This is a genomic window from Bacillus sp. FSL R5-0512 (genome assembly GCF_038593295.1).
Taxonomy (GTDB): Bacteria; Bacillota; Bacilli; order Bacillales; family Bacillaceae; genus Bacillus; species Bacillus safensis.
Genome location: NZ_CP151982.1, coordinates 2,433,719 through 2,451,106 on the forward strand (window position 1 = coordinate 2,433,719; position 17,388 = coordinate 2,451,106).

General features: G+C 42.6%; 16 protein-coding genes and 1 other annotated feature. Of the genes, 1 reads left to right on the top strand and 15 read right to left on the bottom strand.

Annotated elements, in window-relative coordinates:
• Positions 1-35 precede the first annotated feature (35 nt).
• The 9 genes from mreD to NSQ25_RS12605 all read right to left on the bottom strand — a co-directional run bounded on the left by mreD (position 36) and on the right by NSQ25_RS12605 (position 10,121).
• The gene (gene mreD / locus NSQ25_RS12565) at positions 36-554 is read right to left on the bottom strand and encodes a rod shape-determining protein MreD (protein WP_061109422.1); all 519 of its coding nucleotides are present in this window, start codon (positions 552-554) and stop codon (positions 36-38) included.
• Entirely contained in the window at positions 551-1,450 is a 900-nt protein-coding gene (gene mreC / locus NSQ25_RS12570) for a rod shape-determining protein MreC (RefSeq protein WP_048239013.1), read from the bottom strand. The genes mreD and mreC overlap by 4 nt, the downstream gene beginning before the upstream one ends.
• Before the next feature lie 27 nt (positions 1,451-1,477).
• A complete protein-coding gene (locus tag NSQ25_RS12575) occupies positions 1,478-2,497 on the bottom strand; it encodes a rod shape-determining protein (RefSeq protein WP_007501538.1) in 1,020 nt (339 codons plus the stop codon).
• An 89-nt stretch (positions 2,498-2,586) separates the two neighbouring features.
• A complete protein-coding gene (gene radC / locus NSQ25_RS12580; RefSeq protein ID WP_326136652.1) occupies positions 2,587-3,261 on the bottom strand; it encodes a DNA repair protein RadC in 675 nt (224 codons plus the stop codon).
• Positions 3,262-3,308: 47 nt separating this feature from the next.
• Positions 3,309-3,878 (bottom strand): Maf family protein, encoded by a 570-nt coding sequence (locus NSQ25_RS12585; RefSeq protein WP_326136197.1) that lies wholly within the window; start codon positions 3,876-3,878, stop codon positions 3,309-3,311.
• Positions 3,879-4,055: 177 nt separating this feature from the next.
• Positions 4,056-5,072 (bottom strand): SPOR domain-containing protein, encoded by a 1,017-nt coding sequence (locus tag NSQ25_RS12590; protein ID WP_326136196.1) that lies wholly within the window; start codon positions 5,070-5,072, stop codon positions 4,056-4,058.
• 157 nt (positions 5,073-5,229) lie between these two features.
• The gene (locus tag NSQ25_RS12595) at positions 5,230-5,961 is read right to left on the bottom strand and encodes an A24 family peptidase (protein WP_211043158.1); all 732 of its coding nucleotides are present in this window, start codon (positions 5,959-5,961) and stop codon (positions 5,230-5,232) included.
• 147 nt (positions 5,962-6,108) lie between these two features.
• A complete protein-coding gene (locus tag NSQ25_RS12600) occupies positions 6,109-7,413 on the bottom strand; it encodes a folylpolyglutamate synthase/dihydrofolate synthase family protein (RefSeq protein WP_070326437.1) in 1,305 nt (434 codons plus the stop codon).
• A gap of 65 nt (positions 7,414-7,478) precedes the next feature.
• Positions 7,479-10,121 carry a valine--tRNA ligase gene (locus tag NSQ25_RS12605; RefSeq protein WP_073206700.1) on the bottom strand — a complete coding sequence of 881 codons (2,643 nt, stop codon included), beginning with the start codon at positions 10,119-10,121 and terminating at the stop codon, positions 7,479-7,481.
• Positions 10,122-10,180: 59 nt separating this feature from the next.
• Positions 10,181-10,410 (bottom strand) — a binding site (T-box leader).
• Between the two features lie 168 nt (positions 10,411-10,578).
• Here NSQ25_RS12605 and NSQ25_RS12610 point away from each other — a divergent pair.
• The gene (locus NSQ25_RS12610) at positions 10,579-10,767 is read left to right on the top strand and encodes a hypothetical protein (RefSeq protein ID WP_003216497.1); all 189 of its coding nucleotides are present in this window, start codon (positions 10,579-10,581) and stop codon (positions 10,765-10,767) included.
• Between the two features lie 51 nt (positions 10,768-10,818).
• On the opposite strand, the gene ysxE is transcribed toward NSQ25_RS12610, so the two are convergent.
• From ysxE to hemC, 6 genes are all read right to left on the bottom strand, one after another.
• The gene (gene ysxE, locus NSQ25_RS12615) at positions 10,819-11,850 is read right to left on the bottom strand and encodes a spore coat protein YsxE (RefSeq protein WP_034279820.1); all 1,032 of its coding nucleotides are present in this window, start codon (positions 11,848-11,850) and stop codon (positions 10,819-10,821) included.
• A gap of 37 nt (positions 11,851-11,887) precedes the next feature.
• On the bottom strand, positions 11,888-13,210 hold the full coding sequence (locus NSQ25_RS12620; RefSeq protein WP_326136195.1) for a LysM peptidoglycan-binding domain-containing protein: 1,323 nt from the start codon (positions 13,208-13,210) through the stop codon (positions 11,888-11,890).
• A gap of 136 nt (positions 13,211-13,346) precedes the next feature.
• Positions 13,347-14,639, bottom strand: a complete 1,293-nt coding sequence (gene hemL / locus NSQ25_RS12625) for a glutamate-1-semialdehyde 2,1-aminomutase (RefSeq protein WP_039180405.1) — start codon at positions 14,637-14,639, stop codon at positions 13,347-13,349.
• 27 nt (positions 14,640-14,666) lie between these two features.
• A complete protein-coding gene (gene hemB / locus NSQ25_RS12630) occupies positions 14,667-15,635 on the bottom strand; it encodes a porphobilinogen synthase (RefSeq protein WP_172880654.1) in 969 nt (322 codons plus the stop codon).
• A complete protein-coding gene (locus tag NSQ25_RS12635) occupies positions 15,635-16,426 on the bottom strand; it encodes a uroporphyrinogen-III synthase (protein ID WP_326136194.1) in 792 nt (263 codons plus the stop codon). The genes hemB and NSQ25_RS12635 overlap by 1 nt, the downstream gene beginning before the upstream one ends.
• On the bottom strand, positions 16,423-17,355 hold the full coding sequence (hemC, locus tag NSQ25_RS12640; protein WP_326136193.1) for a hydroxymethylbilane synthase: 933 nt from the start codon (positions 17,353-17,355) through the stop codon (positions 16,423-16,425). The genes NSQ25_RS12635 and hemC overlap by 4 nt, the downstream gene beginning before the upstream one ends.
• Positions 17,356-17,388: the final 33 nt, after the last annotated feature.

Sequence of the window (17,388 nt, forward strand, 5' to 3'; positions counted from 1 at the left end):
TACTCATTTCGCCGTAATTGGACAAACTCCTGCTTTTATTCGTCGATCAGTTCTTGTTTCACATGGGTGAAAAAGAGCCTTAGCGGCACAACAAGTATGAGAGACGCAGCAGTATTTAAAAGAATCGTTGGAATAAAACGTTCGATGACATACGTATTAAACGGCATAATCCCTGGTTGAATTGTCGCTTGAACGCCGTATACATAAAACTCCATCACGGAAACAGCAATAATCGACAGAAAGACGACAACTAACATATTCGTTTGCAGAACTTTAAAGGCTTTTGCTAACAAATAGCAAAGCGCCCCAAAGCCAAACATATGAACACCAAGTATACCTGTATATGAAATATCATATAAAAGTCCAAAGATAAACCCGTAAATCACACCATATTTTTGATTCACAAAAGCAGTCATAAATACAAGTGCGAGTAAAATGAAATGAGGAGCTAAAATTTGATTCTCTGAAACAAATGGGAGCTTCACTAAATCAACAAAAATGCTGTCAAATACGAAGATAAACAACATGACGAAAGCAAGAAGGACACGTTTCACGAGCCTTCCTCCTTCGTCAATTCAGATGCATCTGCTGTACTTGTGCTGCGATTCACCACAATCACGCGGTCTAAATTGTTGAGTTCAGCCGCTGGTTCTACGTAAATGATCTTTGTCAGGCCGTAATGGTCTGGCTCAATTTCACTCACCTTACCAATCGTTAAGCCTTGCGGGAATACGCCCCCTGCTCCAGATGTTTCAACAAGATCTCCTTTTTTGACATCCCCATCTGCATCGGATTTCAGAATATTCATAGTCAGCATTTTTTTCTTGCTGTCATAACCGTTAATGATTCCATTGAGTTCTTCTTTGCCCTTTTTCGCAAAAATTTTCGTTGAAATTCTATTATTTTGGTCAGTAGAGCTTAGCAACCTTACAGTCGAAGTAAAATTGTTGAGCTTATCACTTTCAATTTTTCCAATTAACGCACCACTCTCATTTGTGACCGCCATATCTTTGTCCACGCCTTGTTTTTTCCCTTTATCAATCATCACAAAGCTATCCCAAAGAGATGGGTTTCTTGCGATAACAGTTGAGAGAATTGGCGTGTAGTCACGAATAGAGTTCACATAGCCAAGCTGTTTGCGAAGCTTTTTGTTCTCATCTTCTAGTTCTTGAAGTTTCGCCTCATATTGGGTTTGTCCATCAAGTTTTTTTCGAAGACGCTCGTTTTCATCATATGTGTTCTTTAAATCTTGTACGTTCCCATAAATACCGGCAATAAATTGTGATGGTTTATGAAAGACACCTTGAAAAAAGCCTGTCGTATCCCCCACTAATTTTTCCGGCCATGAAGCACCTCTGCCGCTTTTCACTGAAAAACCAATCATGGCCACCAGTACGATGACACAGACAAGGAGCAACATTAATCTTTTATTCATAAAAAACTGCGGCATGTCTTACACCTCTTTAATTACGACCGATTATCGATTATCTTTTGATTTTCCTTTGAACAAATGAATATGTTCTAGTGCTTTCCCTGTTCCGATTGCCACACAGTCAAGCGGGTCTTCTGCAATAATGACTGGCATTTTCGTTTCATCACTAATGACTTTGTCAAGATTACGAAGCAATGCACCGCCTCCTGTTAAAACAATTCCGCGGTCCATAATATCTGCTGCCAGCTCAGGCGGGGTTTTTTCAAGAGTCATTTTCACTGCATCGACAATTGTTTCCACCGTATCGCGAAGCGCTTTTGCAATCTCTTCTGCCGTAATAGAGATTGTTTTTGGCAGACCTGTTAAAAGGTCACGGCCGCGAATGTCCATCTCATCATGTACATCAGGCTGCGCAGAACCGATTTCCATTTTAATCGCTTCTGACGTACGATCACCGATCATTAGGTTATACGTTTTACGGATGTAGCTGCTGATTGCATCATCCATTTCATCTCCTGCCACGCGGATTGATTGTGATGTCACAATGCCGCCAAGAGAAATAATCGCTACCTCTGTTGTACCGCCGCCAATGTCCACAACCATACTTCCTGTTGGCTCCCATACAGGCAGGTTAGCACCAATTGCCGCAGCAAATGGCTCTTCAATCGGGTATGCGTCACGTGCACCAGCTTGTCTTGTTGCATCAATGACTGCACGCTCTTCTACAGCTGTAATACCAGATGGTACACATACCATGACGTAAGGTTTACGAGCAAAAAGCCCTTTGCCTTTTAATGCTTGATTAATGTAATATTTCATCATTGTTGCTGTCGTCTCGTAATCTGCAATGACTCCGTCTTTCATTGGGCGTAATGCCACAACATTACCAGGTGTACGGCCAATCATGTTTCTAGCATCATTTCCGACTGCCACTATAGACTTCGTATCAGTTTCCAAGGCTACGACCGAAGGTTCTCTCACAACAATGCCTTTTCCTTTAATAAAAACAAGCGTATTCGCTGTTCCAAGATCTATTCCAAGGTCTTTTGTACCAATTCCAAACATATGTATGTATCTTCCTTTCTTAAACCAAAATTCCCTTAGGGAAAAACTCATAAACTCTATTATATCGTAAAACATTGAAAAAAAAAGTGTTACAAATACCCTTTTTCCTTCAAACTCACAAATTTTTGATCACCTATGACAAGATGATCAAGCAGCTGTATTCCAATCAGCTTTCCACATTCAAAAAGTCGCAGTGTGACTTCAATATCTTCCCTGCTCGGCGTCGGATCTCCAGATGGATGGTTGTGCACACATATAAATGAAGCAGCCGAACGTTTAAACGCCTCTTTGAAAATTTCACGCGGGTGAACGATGGATGAGTTCAAACTTCCAATAAACACAGTATGTTTATGAAGAACTTGATTTTTTGAATTGAGATAAAGACAAACGAAATTCTCCTGTTGTAAAAACCTCATATCTTCCATCACATATTTTGCCCCATCCTCTGGTGTGCGGATCACATAGCGGTTGTCCGTCGTTTGATGGTGTAATCTAGTGCCGAGTTCTAAAGCAGCTAATAGAGAGACCGCCTTCGCCTTTCCAACTCCTCGAATCTTCGACATTTCTTCAATTGAGGCTTCTCTTACAGAGCGAAGACCGCCAAATGTTTGCAGAAGTCTTGCAGAAATTTGGAGAACTGATTCCTTTTTTGTGCCTGTCCTTAAAAGAATCGCAACAAGTTCATGGTTTGACAGACTGCCGGGACCATATTTCATAAATCGTTCTCTCGGCTTTTCATCTTGAGGAAAATGCTTTAGCAACATAGGGAAATCGTTCATGATGCCCACTCCTTTTAGATTCCTTCCTGTCATCAAAAAGGGGTGATTCCAAATGTTTCGAGCACTCTAACTGTTTTGGCAATAGGGAGACCGACAACGGAAAAATAATCACCATCTATTTTTTGAACAAACAGTGCGCCTTTTCCTTGAATGCCATAGCTTCCCGCTTTATCAAGCGGTTCTCCCGTTTCGATATAGCGGTCTATTTCATTTTGCGCAAGTGTCCAAAACGTCACTTCTGTTTGTTCATAAAATGTTTCTTTTCTATTCTCTGACTGAATCGTGACACCCGTCAAGACTTGATGTGTCTTTCCTGACAATAATTGAAGCATTGAGGCCGCTTCTTCCTTGTCTTTTGGTTTCCCAAGACATTTGCCGTCAATTGCAACAATCGTATCTGCACCAATAATCACAGCTTCGGGATATAATCTTTGAATATCACTTGCTTTTTGTTCTGCCAACCATTGGACGTTCTCTGCAGGAGAAAGGTTTCGATTTATTTCTTCTTTTAATTGACTTGCTTGAATGTCATAAGAAAACCCTGCTAGATCAAGCAATTCTTTTCTTCTAGGGGATTGAGATGCGAGAATCAATTGGTTCATGTTTGTTCATCCTTTCAGGGTTTAGCCTAAGAAGTAAGATACCCATTCATCCTATCAAATGTACATCTTACCGACAATTTACGAAAATTCATTTTTCATGTTCCTTCATCATTATGTTGGATGCAAAAGAAAAAAACTAGTCATTTTTTGACTAGTTTGGTTTCTTAAAATAGGATTTTACGTATTTAATTGATCAAGCAGTACCTGCTGAGATTTCCACCCGTTTTCAGCAGTAGGTTCATTTAACAGCTGCACCGCTTTCAGCAAACTGCTTTTAGCTGGTGCGTCCGTTGTTTTGGCACTTTCAAGCTCAGAGATCAGCTGCGCAACGTCCTTTTGATCCACATCATCCCCTGCAATGACCTTAGAGGATAAAACAGATGCCTTTTCTATTAAACTAGTCAGCTCCTCCGGTACTTGAAATGAGAGCTCCTTGCCTCCCCACGCCTCAAAGTGCTGATCAATCAGCTTCTTCCCAACAGCACTTGTCATGCCCTGTTCTGTCGCAAGCCCGGCAATAACATAATAGCCATCATCCATTGAGACCTTTTTCCCCGCATATCCTGCTTCTTTTAAACTGCCAACTAATTCATCTGCTCCTTTTTCAGAGGAAAACTTTCCAGCCTGTACAACATATGTTGAAAAGCTGCCAGAGGCGCTTTTTTCATCTTTATTCTCTTTTGATTCATCAGCAGTATCTGCTGGCGGCGCATCCCCGCCTGCTTTCATTGATGATTGATTTCCGGAAGCTGAAACGCTGATATCTCCCCCTGATGGATTCTGATTACCATCTTGACTTAAGCTAAGTGCAAACACACCTAGGCCTGTCCCAAGAACCACTGCAAACACAATCGTTGTCATCACTCTCTTAAACGGGCCGCGGTTTTTACCGAACTTCTGATCAAAGGAGCCTTTTTTCTTTTGATAAGGTGTGACGACCTTTGGATCAGAATGATAAATATGATCAGCTGCATCATCCCACTGGAAATCTTCTTCTTTCGGTTTAGCCGGTTCTTCCTCGGAAGCAGCAGTCTCCAGTTCTGACTGCCTTTTTTCCTCCCAATTCGAAAACGTCACTTGATCATCCTCTTGTTGTTTTGGCGGCTGATGGTCATCTTCATGAAGCATTTCTTCTTTGCCATTAATATTGACTTTTAACCCCTGTTTTTTTACCTGCCTTTTTTTCACTGTCATTCCCCGCTTTCTGACATTGTTTGTAAGAAAGACCTTTTTGTCCAATGAATCAGCGCGAATGTAACCCGTCCTTCTTTCTGTTTCACACTTTAACATAGCGGATAAAAAAAAGAACAAGACTTTTGTCGGCAGGGAAAAAAAGTGTTCGCCAATTTTTTCAACCGGTCGACCCGGTGAATGGGAGCATGACATGAGCTCCATAGAGATACAGCCAAAAAGAAAAAGAGATCGCAGGAACAAAGGGAAATGGCTCATCTATTCGAAAGGAAAAAACCTTCGCATAGACGATTCCAGCGATACACGAGAGGAAAAGAATGAGAAGGAATGGCTTGAATCCTAAGCAAAATGCAAGCACTCCGAACAGCTTGATATCAGCTCCGCCCATGCTATTTGGCTTGAAACGATCTAAACTATAAAACAAGAGAAAGCAAAAAAGAAGCGAAGCCGCTCCTTCCCACCAAATAAGAAGAGGTTCAAGCGTGCGGTATATGACGAAAAGAGGGAAAAAGAAGAGAAACAGCTCGTTTGGCACCCTCATATAAAGGAGATCGCTCACGACAGCAATCACAAATAAACTACAAAGAATCACAAGAAAAAGACCTTCAAACGAAATACCAGCGATTCTATACATGAGCAAAAAAAGACTGCCTGACAGCAGCTCAATCAGTGGATATAGCAAAGACAGCCGAGTGCCGCAATGTTTACAAGTCCCCCTCAATAATGCATACGAAACTAGCGGAATCATCTCGCGCAAGGAAAGCGGCTGTTTACAGGCTGTGCAGTGAGAACGAGGAAAAAGAATAGACCGCTTCAGTGGCAGCCTTTCACCAACTAGATGAAAGAACGACCCCATGGTGATGCCTGCAAGAAACACAAAAATGCCTATCATATATTGTGACCCCTTCCGAGAATAAGATAGACCAGATTTTACCACGACCGTATTCATTGAGCACATAGCGAAAATATGATTTTACTTCCCTTCTGCGTATCAAAAGAAAAAAACGCAAGAGGCATTGAAGCCACTTGCGTTTTTTTGTTACCCGATCATACGATTTCGTATATCTGAAATAAAATAAAGAGAGCCTGTCACAAGAATCACCGCTGAAGGATCATCACTTTTTTTCTGAATGAACTCAAGCACTGTACGAGGGTCATCATCATAAGACTTTGCGTCTAACTGACTGCATACATAAAGCTTTTCAGCTGATTCGGCTCTTGGAAAATCAAATGAAACAAAATGGATAGAAGAACTAACGGCTTCAAGCTTTTGAATCATTTGCTTGTACGGCTTATCTTTTAAAGCACTAAAACATATATGCACCTGTTTAGTAGAAAAATGAGCTTGCACAGTTTCAATTAAACGGTCGATCCCTTCTTCATTATGAGCACCGTCTAAATACACTGGAGGATGATCTTTGACTTTTTCAAACCTTCCAGCCCAAACTGCCTGCCGAATGCCTTCATATATTTGCTCTTCTGTCACGCTAATATAGCCTTCTTGCTCCAGCCATTCAATGAGTAAAACAGCAAGGGAAGCATTTTGCCTTTGATGCGTTCCAATTAATCCTGTTTCAAGCTGAGGATACTGCCTTTTTGATGTGCGTAACGTGAATCGTTCACCTGTTTCTGTCGGCTGCTGCTCATCAAAACTACAAGTATCATGTAATGAAATACATTCGGCATTCTTTTCTTTGGCTGTGTTTTGAATGACAGCAAGAGCTTCAGGCTGGTGAACTGCCGTGATCATCGGAATACCCTCTTTGATAATGCCCGCTTTTTCAGCTGCAATTTGTTCAAGTGTGTCACCTAAAATGGCCATATGATCATGACCAATCGACGTAATCGCTGTTAAGGTAGGCACAGCAATATTTGTAGAATCAAGCCTTCCGCCAAGCCCTGTTTCCAAGAGGACAAAGTCTACTTGGTGCACATGAGCAAAATAAGCAAATGCACACGCTGTAATGATTTCAAATTCTGTTGCTGCGCCAAGCTCTGTTTGATCTAATTCAACAACAAGAGGTTTGATTTCATTCACCAAATTCAGCCATTCTTCATCCTCTATAGGCGCTCCGTTCACGCTGATTCTTTCATTGAACGTTAGTATAAATGGGGAGGTGAAAGTTCCGACCGAATAGCCGGCTGCCTGTAAAACAGAACGCGTAAACGCAATGGTTGATCCTTTACCATTTGTACCTGCAACATGTATTGCTTTTATGCTTTGTTCCGGATTTCCTAGTCTGTTCATCAGCCATTTCATTCGTTCAAGACCCGGTTTTACACCAAAGGCCAGTCTGCTGTGAATCCACTCAATCGCTTCATGATAGGTTGTAAACAATGTCATCTCTCATTTCATACGAAATTTTCAAAAAAGACGACTCCATTTCATTAGGAGCCGTCTTTTCAACCTTATGCTTTCAGCTCTTCAATACGCTTTTGAACAGCTTCGCGTTTTGCGACATAATCACGTTCTTTCGCACGCTCTTCTTCTACGACACTTTCAGGCGCTTTTTTCATAAAGCCTTCATTGCCAAGCTTTTTCTGAACTCGTTCCACTTCTTTTGTCAGTTTATCAAGCTCTTTTTGCAGACGAGCAATTTCTTCATCTAAGTTGATTAAGCCTTCAAGCGGCAGAATGAGTTCTGCTCCAGAAATGACAGCCGTCATCGCTTTATCACTAGCTGGAACATCTGTGCCAATTTCAAGAACACTTGGGTTCGTGAAGCGCTCAATATATGAACGATTTTTCTCTAAACGTTCCTGAACATCAGACGTAGATGCTTTAATGTAAAGCTCAACTTGTTTGCTCATTGGCGTGTTCACTTCACTGCGAATGTTACGAACAGAACGAATGAGTTCAACAAGCAGCTTCATATCAGCAGAAGCTTGTTCGTTGGAAAGCTCCGGCTTCACTTCAGGCCATGCCGCTACAGTAATAGACTCACCTTCATGCGGTAGATGCTGCCAGATTTCTTCTGTTAAGAACGGCATAAACGGATGTAAAAGTCTCATTGTTTGATCTAATACATACGCAAGGATCGAACGAGTCGTTTTCTTTGCTGCTTCGTCTTCACCATAAAGCGGAAGTTTCGCCATTTCAATGTACCAGTCACAGAAATCATCCCAAATGAAGTTGTATAAATGTCTGCCCACTTCACCGAATTCATATTTGTCAGCAAGCTGTGTGACACTTTCAATTGTTTCATTTAAGCGTGTTAAAATCCATTGATCAGCAACTGATTTTTCCCCTGATAAATCAAGCTCATCATACGTTAAACCATCCATATTCATTAAAGCAAAACGGGATGCGTTCCAAATTTTGTTCGCAAAGTTCCAAGTGGATTCAACCTTTTCAAAGCTAAAACGAAGATCCTGGCCTGGTGAGCTTCCAGTCGCTAAGAAATATCTTAATGAATCCGCACCGTATTTGTCGATGACCTCCATTGGATCAATTCCATTGCCAAGGGACTTACTCATTTTACGTCCTTGTTCGTCGCGGATGAGCCCATGAATGAGGACATCTTTAAACGGTTTTTCTCCTGTGAATTCAAGACCTTGGAAGATCATGCGGGATACCCAGAAGAAAATGATGTCATAGCCTGTTACAAGCAGATTGGTTGGGTAGTAGCGCTTGAAGTCTTCACTGTCTGCATCTGGCCAGCCCATTGTAGAAAACGGCCACAGCGCTGAACTAAACCATGTATCAAGCACATCGTTATCCTGTTCCCAGTTCTCAATATCCTCTGGTGCTTCAAGTCCAACGTATACTTCTTTCGTTTCTTTATGATACCAAGCCGGAATGCGGTGTCCCCACCATAGCTGACGAGAAATACACCAGTCACGGATATTTTCCATCCAATGTAAATATGTCTTTTCAAATCGGTCTGGAACAAATTGAACTTGGTCGTCCCCTTTTTGCAGATGAATGGCTTCGTCTGCCAGCGGCTGCATTTTCACAAACCATTGTGTCGATAAATACGGTTCAACGACAGCTCCACTTCGCTCACTATGACCAACTGAATGCATGTGGTCTTCAATTTTGAACAAAATGCCTTCCTCTTGTAAATCTTTCACAAGCTGTTTGCGGCATTCGAAACGGTCCATTCCTTTGTATTTCAGGGCATTCGCATTCATTGTGCCATCTTCATTCATGACAAGAATACGCTCTAGCCCGTGGCGGTTTCCAAGCTCAAAGTCATTCGGGTCATGAGCAGGTGTAATTTTCACAGCACCTGAGCCAAACTCCATATCAACATAGTCATCACCGACGATTGGGATCTCACGGCCTGTAATTGGTAAAACCACTGTTTTTCCAATCAAATGCTGATAGCGTTCGTCATCAGGGTGTACGGCTACGGCTGTATCCCCCAGCATAGTTTCAGGTCTTGTTGTCGCAATTTCAATTGAACCTGTTCCATCTGAAAGCGGATATCTCAAGTGATAAAACGCACCTTGAACATCCTTATAAATCACTTCAATATCAGAAAGTGCCGTTTTCGTTGCTGGATCCCAGTTAATAATGTACTCTCCGCGATAAATAAGCCCTTTTTCATACAATTGGACAAACACTTGGCGAACGGCTTTATTCAGACCTTCATCTAAAGTAAAACGTTCACGGGAGTAATCGAGGCCAAGACCCATTTTCGCCCACTGGCTGCGAATAAAATCTGCATATTCTTCTTTCCACTTCCACGTTTCTTCTACAAATTTCTCTCGGCCAAGGTCATACCGGCTTACGCCTTCTTCGCGAAGCTTTGCCTCGACTTTTGCTTGAGTCGCAATACCGGCATGGTCCATACCTGGAAGCCAAAGAACGTCATAGCCCTGCATCCGTTTCATACGTGTCACGATGTCTTGTAGTGTAGAATCCCATGCATGCCCAAGATGCAGTTTTCCTGTCACGTTTGGTGGAGGAATGACGACTGTATATGGATCTTTCGTTTTGTCATTTTGTGCTTCGAAGAATTTCCCTTCAAGCCAGTACGTATAGCGGTCTTTTTCAATCGCATTTGGATCGTACTTTGTTGGCATTTCTTGATTATTTGTTCCCATTTGTGTAACCTCCACATTTTTTCGGCTGATGAAACATAAAAAAAGCCTTTCCATCCTTATAAAAGGACGAAAAAGCTTTTTCGCGGTACCACCTTTTTTCACGAGACACATATACGTGTCCCATACACTCTAAAGGATAACGGGGTTCTCCCGAATTTCTCTACTTGTTCATTCAAGAAATTAAGCTCACAGGCGACCTTCCAAACAAGTACATCCTAGGAAACCTTTCAGCTCTTGGTTTCCCTCTCTTTAGGGTCTTGCTCGTACTCTTCCTGATCCACGCTTACGATATATCACGTTCATCAGCACATACTCATCTTTTATTAATATTACTAAATGCCTTTTGTTTTCGTCAATCATCTTTTCCGCTTTTCTTCTTCTTTATACAAATTGGGCAGGCACCCTTCGCCCTTTTGCCCATATGATAATAACAAAATGAAGAAGGAGGGCGTTTGATTTGAAGAAGATCAATCCTTACACACTTCCCCCCTGGCTGAGACAAATTCGGGCAGTTGCTTCCCAAGTCGTTCTCCCGATTGCTATATTTCAAGGATTTCGTACGATCATTTTCCCTACGACATTTGACGTCCTCATTCTAGGTATTCTTATTTTTCTCGCCTGTGCCTTTCACCTTGATTGGTTTTAAAAACTTATCATTATGTACCTGCCCATATAAAGCCAACGCAGCATAACCTCGTCATTCCGCCGATGACGAGGCACTTTGTTCTTCTTCAAGCCGTCTAGCCTGCTCAATCTCGTGAATCTTCATGACAGTCGGCTCTGAATTTTTCATCTGCCAATACGCTCTTAACAGCTGCTGGCAGCTTTCCATTTCATCCTGCCCGCCTGCTTCATAGGCTTTTACCGTATCAAACAGACCTTGCGGATAAGCGAGGTAGCTTAGGAATAAATGCAGTTCTTCCTCCCTAAGAGGGTTTCCTTTTTGATACGTATAAAACAAGGAAGTGCATTCAGGACAAGACGTGGGATAGGTTTTGAATGTCCGAAAGTAAAAGGTCAGAAGATCATAAATGGGGGCGGCTTTTTTAGACCGCTCAAAATTGGTGAAATGTCCTGTCCCTACATCATTATACAAAAAGTGATGGATCGATAGCTGTCCATGATTTAGCACAACACGCGTTGTCTCTTTGTCTGTCATTTCTTCATGCCAATCTTCTAAACGTTCAAGCGCAAATTCACTGGCAGACATCGCCTCTGAAAAATACATAGCAGCGGCCAGCTCAAATGGCGACATATACCACGTTTGTTCTGCCCGCTCTATGAATCGTTCATACATGTCTTTCTCTGTTTCCCATTTGGTCTTGATTTGTGTGTAATGTGCTTCTATCTCTTGCGCTGTGATATCCATCATGACTTCAGTCCGCTTATGAAGTCTTGCAATCTCTTGAAATAAATATTCATGCTTATCGTCCTGCTCTTCTCTCTTTTCATTCGTCAGCCACGGCATCAAATAGTATGCATACCGGCTTTCCCGATGACTTGAGAAAAAGGAACCGCTCTTCGTCCGATAAATCGGCACAAAGGAGCGATAGCCCTTTGATTCCAGTTCAAGCATTTGTTCTGTAAATTGCATATGCCGGCTGGCTTTTACTCGTTTCAGAGCAAATACACCCTGCTTTGTATAGACCTTGATGACAGCAGGACTGACAGGTTCAATATATTCAGCCTCAAGCCCGTATTCGTATAAGACAGATTGGATTTCATCCACGTTCACTCACCACATTTTCTCGGTCAGTCATCGCTTGCTATGCATTGCTTTTTTGATATTCAGGAATATAAAGAATCTGCCCTTCCTCAAGCTCCGCATCCATCGATAATGAGTTTGTGCGAAGAAGCTGCTGCACATTCAACTGATATCTCTCACAAATACGATCGACCGTATCTTCTTGCTGAACTATACATATTTTCATGCGGGAAAAATCTTCCTCCTCCTGCTTAGCGAACAGCTTTGTTAAATAAAGAGAGTTCTCACTGCCAGACGTTTCTCTCACGTCTTCTTCAAGCTCCTCTTCTTCTTGAGCTGACTCATATATTTTAGGTGCTTCCCGTTCATATAAACGCCCGAGCTGATATTCATCATCGTGCGCCTCATGCTCAGGTTCCACTTGATCAGCAGGTGTTTCAAAAGCCGGATACGACTGTACCGTTTCTTCCTGCTCTTCAGCAGCTTCCGGATCCTTTCTCACTTCCACTTCAAAGAACGGCTCTTCCCGCTCCTCTTCTTCTAATAGCTTTGGCGGTTCAAAAAATGGCGGTTCCTGCACCTGAGCTTCAGGGATGGATCGATAACCAAGCGCCACAGCTTCTTCTTGATTATTCGGCTGTTCCGGCTGTTCTGGCTCTTCAGGTTCTTCTAATTCTTCAGGTTCGTCGGACGCTTCCTCTACTTCCCTGTTCACCAATTCTATCTCAATTTCTTCTTCCTCTTCTTCTTGTACTTCCTGCACTTCCTGTTCCTCTTGCTCCGCGCGCGTGTCATGTTGGAATACAGGCTGATTCTCATCATGCTCACGTTCTTCGCCTTGCAGCTCTTCTTGTTCTTCATGTTCTGGCTGCAACTGATAATCGTAGGCCATATCGCCATAATCCACTTCAGGACGATGGACAAATTCATACGGCTCCTCTACAGGCGCCGGAGGCGTTTCCTCGTCTAATAAGCCCTCAATGGCTAAATCAGCCTGAATGGTGAGCAAACGATTCTCTGTCAGCTGGTAATCAAACGCATCAATAAACACAAACACATCATTTAAATGACTAATTTTGTTCTTCGGAATGGTGATATCGACTGGAAATTGATGCAAAAGCTCCGCCGTTCCGTCTTCTCTGACCTTTACCTCATCTGCTTCCCTGTATGTTGGAAAGGAACTCAATTCACCCAATAGCTCCTCTTGATTTATGTTGTATTCTCCTGTTAGCTCGAGTGAACCTCTAATGGAAACATAATCATTCACTTCTTGAACGAGAATGTCAGGGTCAAGAGAAATTGACAGCAGCTCACTGACTTCCTGTCCGCTTTTGAAATAAATGGATTCTTCTACTGAAAACTGTAATCGATTGTTTTGAGACAAGTCGGTGTCCTCCTTTCATCTAATCCTTAAAAAATAAAATTAGATGTCAATACAGTTGTATGAGGGAGGTAGTGAAAATATGATTGGTTTTCTCTAATGCAAAAAAGCCGATATGTCTCCATATCGGCCTTTTGTTTTATCGACGTAGTTTTTGAAAAACCTTTTCCACTGTCTCAATCGTATATTCGATGTCTTCATCTGTATGAGCTGTTGACAGGAATAGTCCTTCAAATTGAGAAGGCGGGAGGAAGATGCCGTGATCGGCCATTTCCTTGTAAAATTCAGCGAATAAAGCAAGATCAGCTGTTTTCGCTTTGTCATAATTGATCACTTCTTCATTTGTAAAGAAGAATCCGATCATGGAGCCCGCACGGTTAAACGTTAATGGAATTCCGTATGCTTTCGCCGCTTTCGAAATGCCTTCTTCTAAACGGTCACCTTTTCGTTTAAATTCTTCATAAGACTCAGGTGTCAGCTGTTTTAGGGTTTCTAAGCCTGCTGTCATCGCAAGAGGGTTACCAGATAACGTTCCTGCTTGATAAATTGGACCGCTTGGCGCAATTTGTCTCATAATATCCGCTCTTCCGCCATAAGCACCGACTGGAAGACCGCCGCCAATGACTTTACCAAGGCACGTCAGATCAGGTGTGATGCCAAAATAGCCTTGCGCGCAGTGATAATCCACACGGAAGCCTGTCATGACCTCATCAAAAATAAGCAATGATCCATATTGCTCCGTGATGTCTCTTAGTCCTTGCAAGAAACCTTCTTGTGGAGGGACAACCCCCATATTTCCTGCGACCGGCTCTACAATAACACCAGCGATATCATCTCCGAATTCTTGAAAAGCAACTTGAATGCTTTCTAAATCATTGTACGGCACTGTGATTGTGTTGCTTGCCGTCCCTTCAGGAACACCAGGACTATCTGGCAGTCCAAGCGTTGCCACTCCAGAACCCGCTTTAATGAGCAAAGAATCACCGTGGCCATGATAGCAGCCTTCAAATTTCACAATTTTATTTCTGCCTGTAAAACCACGAGCTAGACGAAGTGCACTCATCGTCGCCTCTGTACCAGAGCTGACCATGCGAATAACTTCGATGGAAGGAACCCGTTCTGATACAAGTTTAGCTAATTCATTTTCAACTAACGTAGAAGCACCGAAGCTTGTCCCATTTTCGGCTACTCGCTGAATGCTTTCAACGACACGGTCATTCGTATGTCCTAAAATAAGCGGTCCCCATGATAAAACATAATCGATGTATTCATTTCCATCAATATCATAGATCTTGGCGCCTTTGCCTCGCTCCATAAAAATCGGGTCTGTGTTGACTGATTTAAATGCACGCACAGGGCTGTTGACACCACCAGGCATTAAATGCTGTGCTTCTTCAAATGCTTGCTTTGATTTTTCATAGCTACGTCCCATTTCAACGTCCTCCTGTCTATCCGTTCTTTATTCTGAGAGCCATTTTGCTGCATCTTTTGCATGATACGTAATGATGAGTTCTGCTCCTGCACGTTTCATGCTTGTCAGCATTTCAAGAACAAGCTCTTTTTCAGAAATCCAGCCATTTTGAGCGGCGGCTTTCACCATCGCATACTCTCCGCTCACATTATAAGCAACAACAGGGAGTGTAAATTCATTTTTCACATCACGCATAATGTCTAAGTAAGAAAGAGATGGTTTGACAATCAAGAAGTCAGCTCCCTCTTCTACATCAGATTGCGCTTCTCTTAGAGCCTCTAAACGGTTTGCAGGGTCCATTTGATATGTTTTACGATCTCCAAACTGCGGTGTACTATGTGCCGCATCACGAAACGGACCGTAAAAAGCACTTGCATATTTCACCGCATATGACATGACAGGTACATGAATAAAGCCTGCTTCATCAAGTGCCTCACGAATGGCAACAACAAATCCGTCCATCATATTTGAAGGCGCGATGATATCTGCACCTGCACGCGCTTGGCTGACAGCAGTTTTCGCTAATAGCTGAAGAGATTCATCATTTAAAATTTCTCCATCTTCAACGATTCCGCAGTGTCCGTGATCTGTATATTGGCATAAGCAAGTGTCTGCAATGACCACGAGCTCTGGGAAATGCTTTTTGATTTCAAGCGTTGCTCTTTGAACAATGCCATGATCGTGATACGCCTCACTGCCTACATGATCTTTATGATCCGGCACACCAAATACAATGATCGATTTAATGCCAAGATCAACAAGCTCTTGGACTTCTTCGTTCACGAGGTCTACAGAAATGTGATATACACCAGGCATTGAAGAGACTTCTTTTCGGACATTTTCTCCCTCTACAAAAAAGATCGGGTAAATGAAATCAGATGGTCTTAAAAAGGTTTCTCTGACTAATTCTCTCATTCCTGCGCTTGTCCGCAATCTGCGGTGTCTGTTAAATTTCATCAATGGTTCAACTTCCTTTCAGATAAACGGCACATTAAATCAAGCATTCCGTCTATCGTATAAGTATCTGGGGTTTCAGAAGAAATCCCGTATTGAAGCAGTGCCTCTTTTGTCAGAGGACCGATCGTCACAAAACAGGTGTCAGATGCAGCAAGCTTCACTGCGTCTTGTTCCATCACATGCATAAAAGAATGAACAGTGGAAGAGCTCGTAAATGTAATAAAATCAAATGATTGCTTCGTCATTGCCGATTTAAGAGCAGCAATTCCTTCCTCATCCTTGACTGTTTCATATAAAATCCATTCTTTTACCTCTATGCCGAGCGGAATGAGGGTCTCTTTCATCACATCTCGTGACAGATGCCCTTTTGCTACAAACACACGCTCTCCTGGGCGTACATGGTCAAGTAATGCATCTGCCAGTTCCTCCGCTATAAATCGTTCTGGCACCACATCCACCTTCAAGCCATGCTGCTCAAGATAGGCAGAAGTTTTCTCTCCTACAGCAGCCACTTTCAAATGGGTTAAGCTCTTATGTAAATGATGGTCTTTTATGTAATTCAGAAAAAAAGACGCACCATTCACACTCGTGAAAACAAGCCATTGGCTATTTTGTAAGTCCTTTAAAAAGGCCTGCGCTTTTTCTTTTGTGAGCGTAGCCTCAAACCGAATAAGAGAGGTTAAAACCGCATGGCCGTTCAGCGCTTCGATCTTTTGCTGAAACACGCCCGCTTGACGTTCATTTCGAGTGACAAGCACCGTCTGTCCGTGAAGCGATTTGCCTATGCTCATTGAGACAGATCCTTTTTCACCTTGTCGATCAAATCCTTTGCTCCCTTATCGGCCATCTGCTTCGCACACGCTGTTCCAATGGCTTCAGGGTCAGTGCCTGTGACGGTTTCTCGAATAATCGTGTGGCCATCAGCAGATGCAACAAGACCTGTTAGTTCAATTTCATGATGCTCATTCATCGTTGCATAGCCAGCAATCGGCACCTGACAGCTTCCATCCATTTGTTTGAGGAAGGCTCTTTCTGCAAGGACCGTTTTCTTCGTATATTCATTCGTAAATTGGGCGAGAAGGTTAAGCAGCTCTTCATCATCCCCGCGGCACTCAATCGATAGCGCGCCTTGACCAACGGCAGGAAGGCAAGTCTCAGGAGATAAAAATTCCGATACGACCTCTTTGCTCCATCCCATTCTGGACAGACCGGCAGCCGCTAGAATAATGGCATCATACTCTTCATTTTTCAGCTTTTCCAATCTCGTATCAATGTTTCCTCGAATCCATTTAATCTCAAGATCTGGTCTTTCCTGAAGAAGCTGGGCGCTGCGCCGTAAGCTGCTTGTTCCTACAATTGCGCCCTTAGGCAGTTCGCTGAGACTTAGATGATCCTTCGAAATTAGTGCATCCCGCACATCTTCACGCTCAGGAATACAGCCAATCACTAAACCTTCTGGAAGAGCAGCTGGCATATCCTTCATGCTGTGCACCGCCATATCGATATCATGATTCAGCATCGCCTGCTCGATCTCTTTAACAAACAGTCCTTTTCCGCCAACCTTAGATAAAGTCACATCTAAAATTTGATCACCCTTTGTCACAATTTCTTTTATTTCAAAAGAATAAGAAGGGTTTAGTTCAGACAGCTTTTGAATGACCCATTTTGTTTGTGTAATTGCCAGCTTACTTCGTCTAGAACCTACTTTAATTGTACGCAATACGTCTTCCTCCCGACAATGCCTTTAAGACTC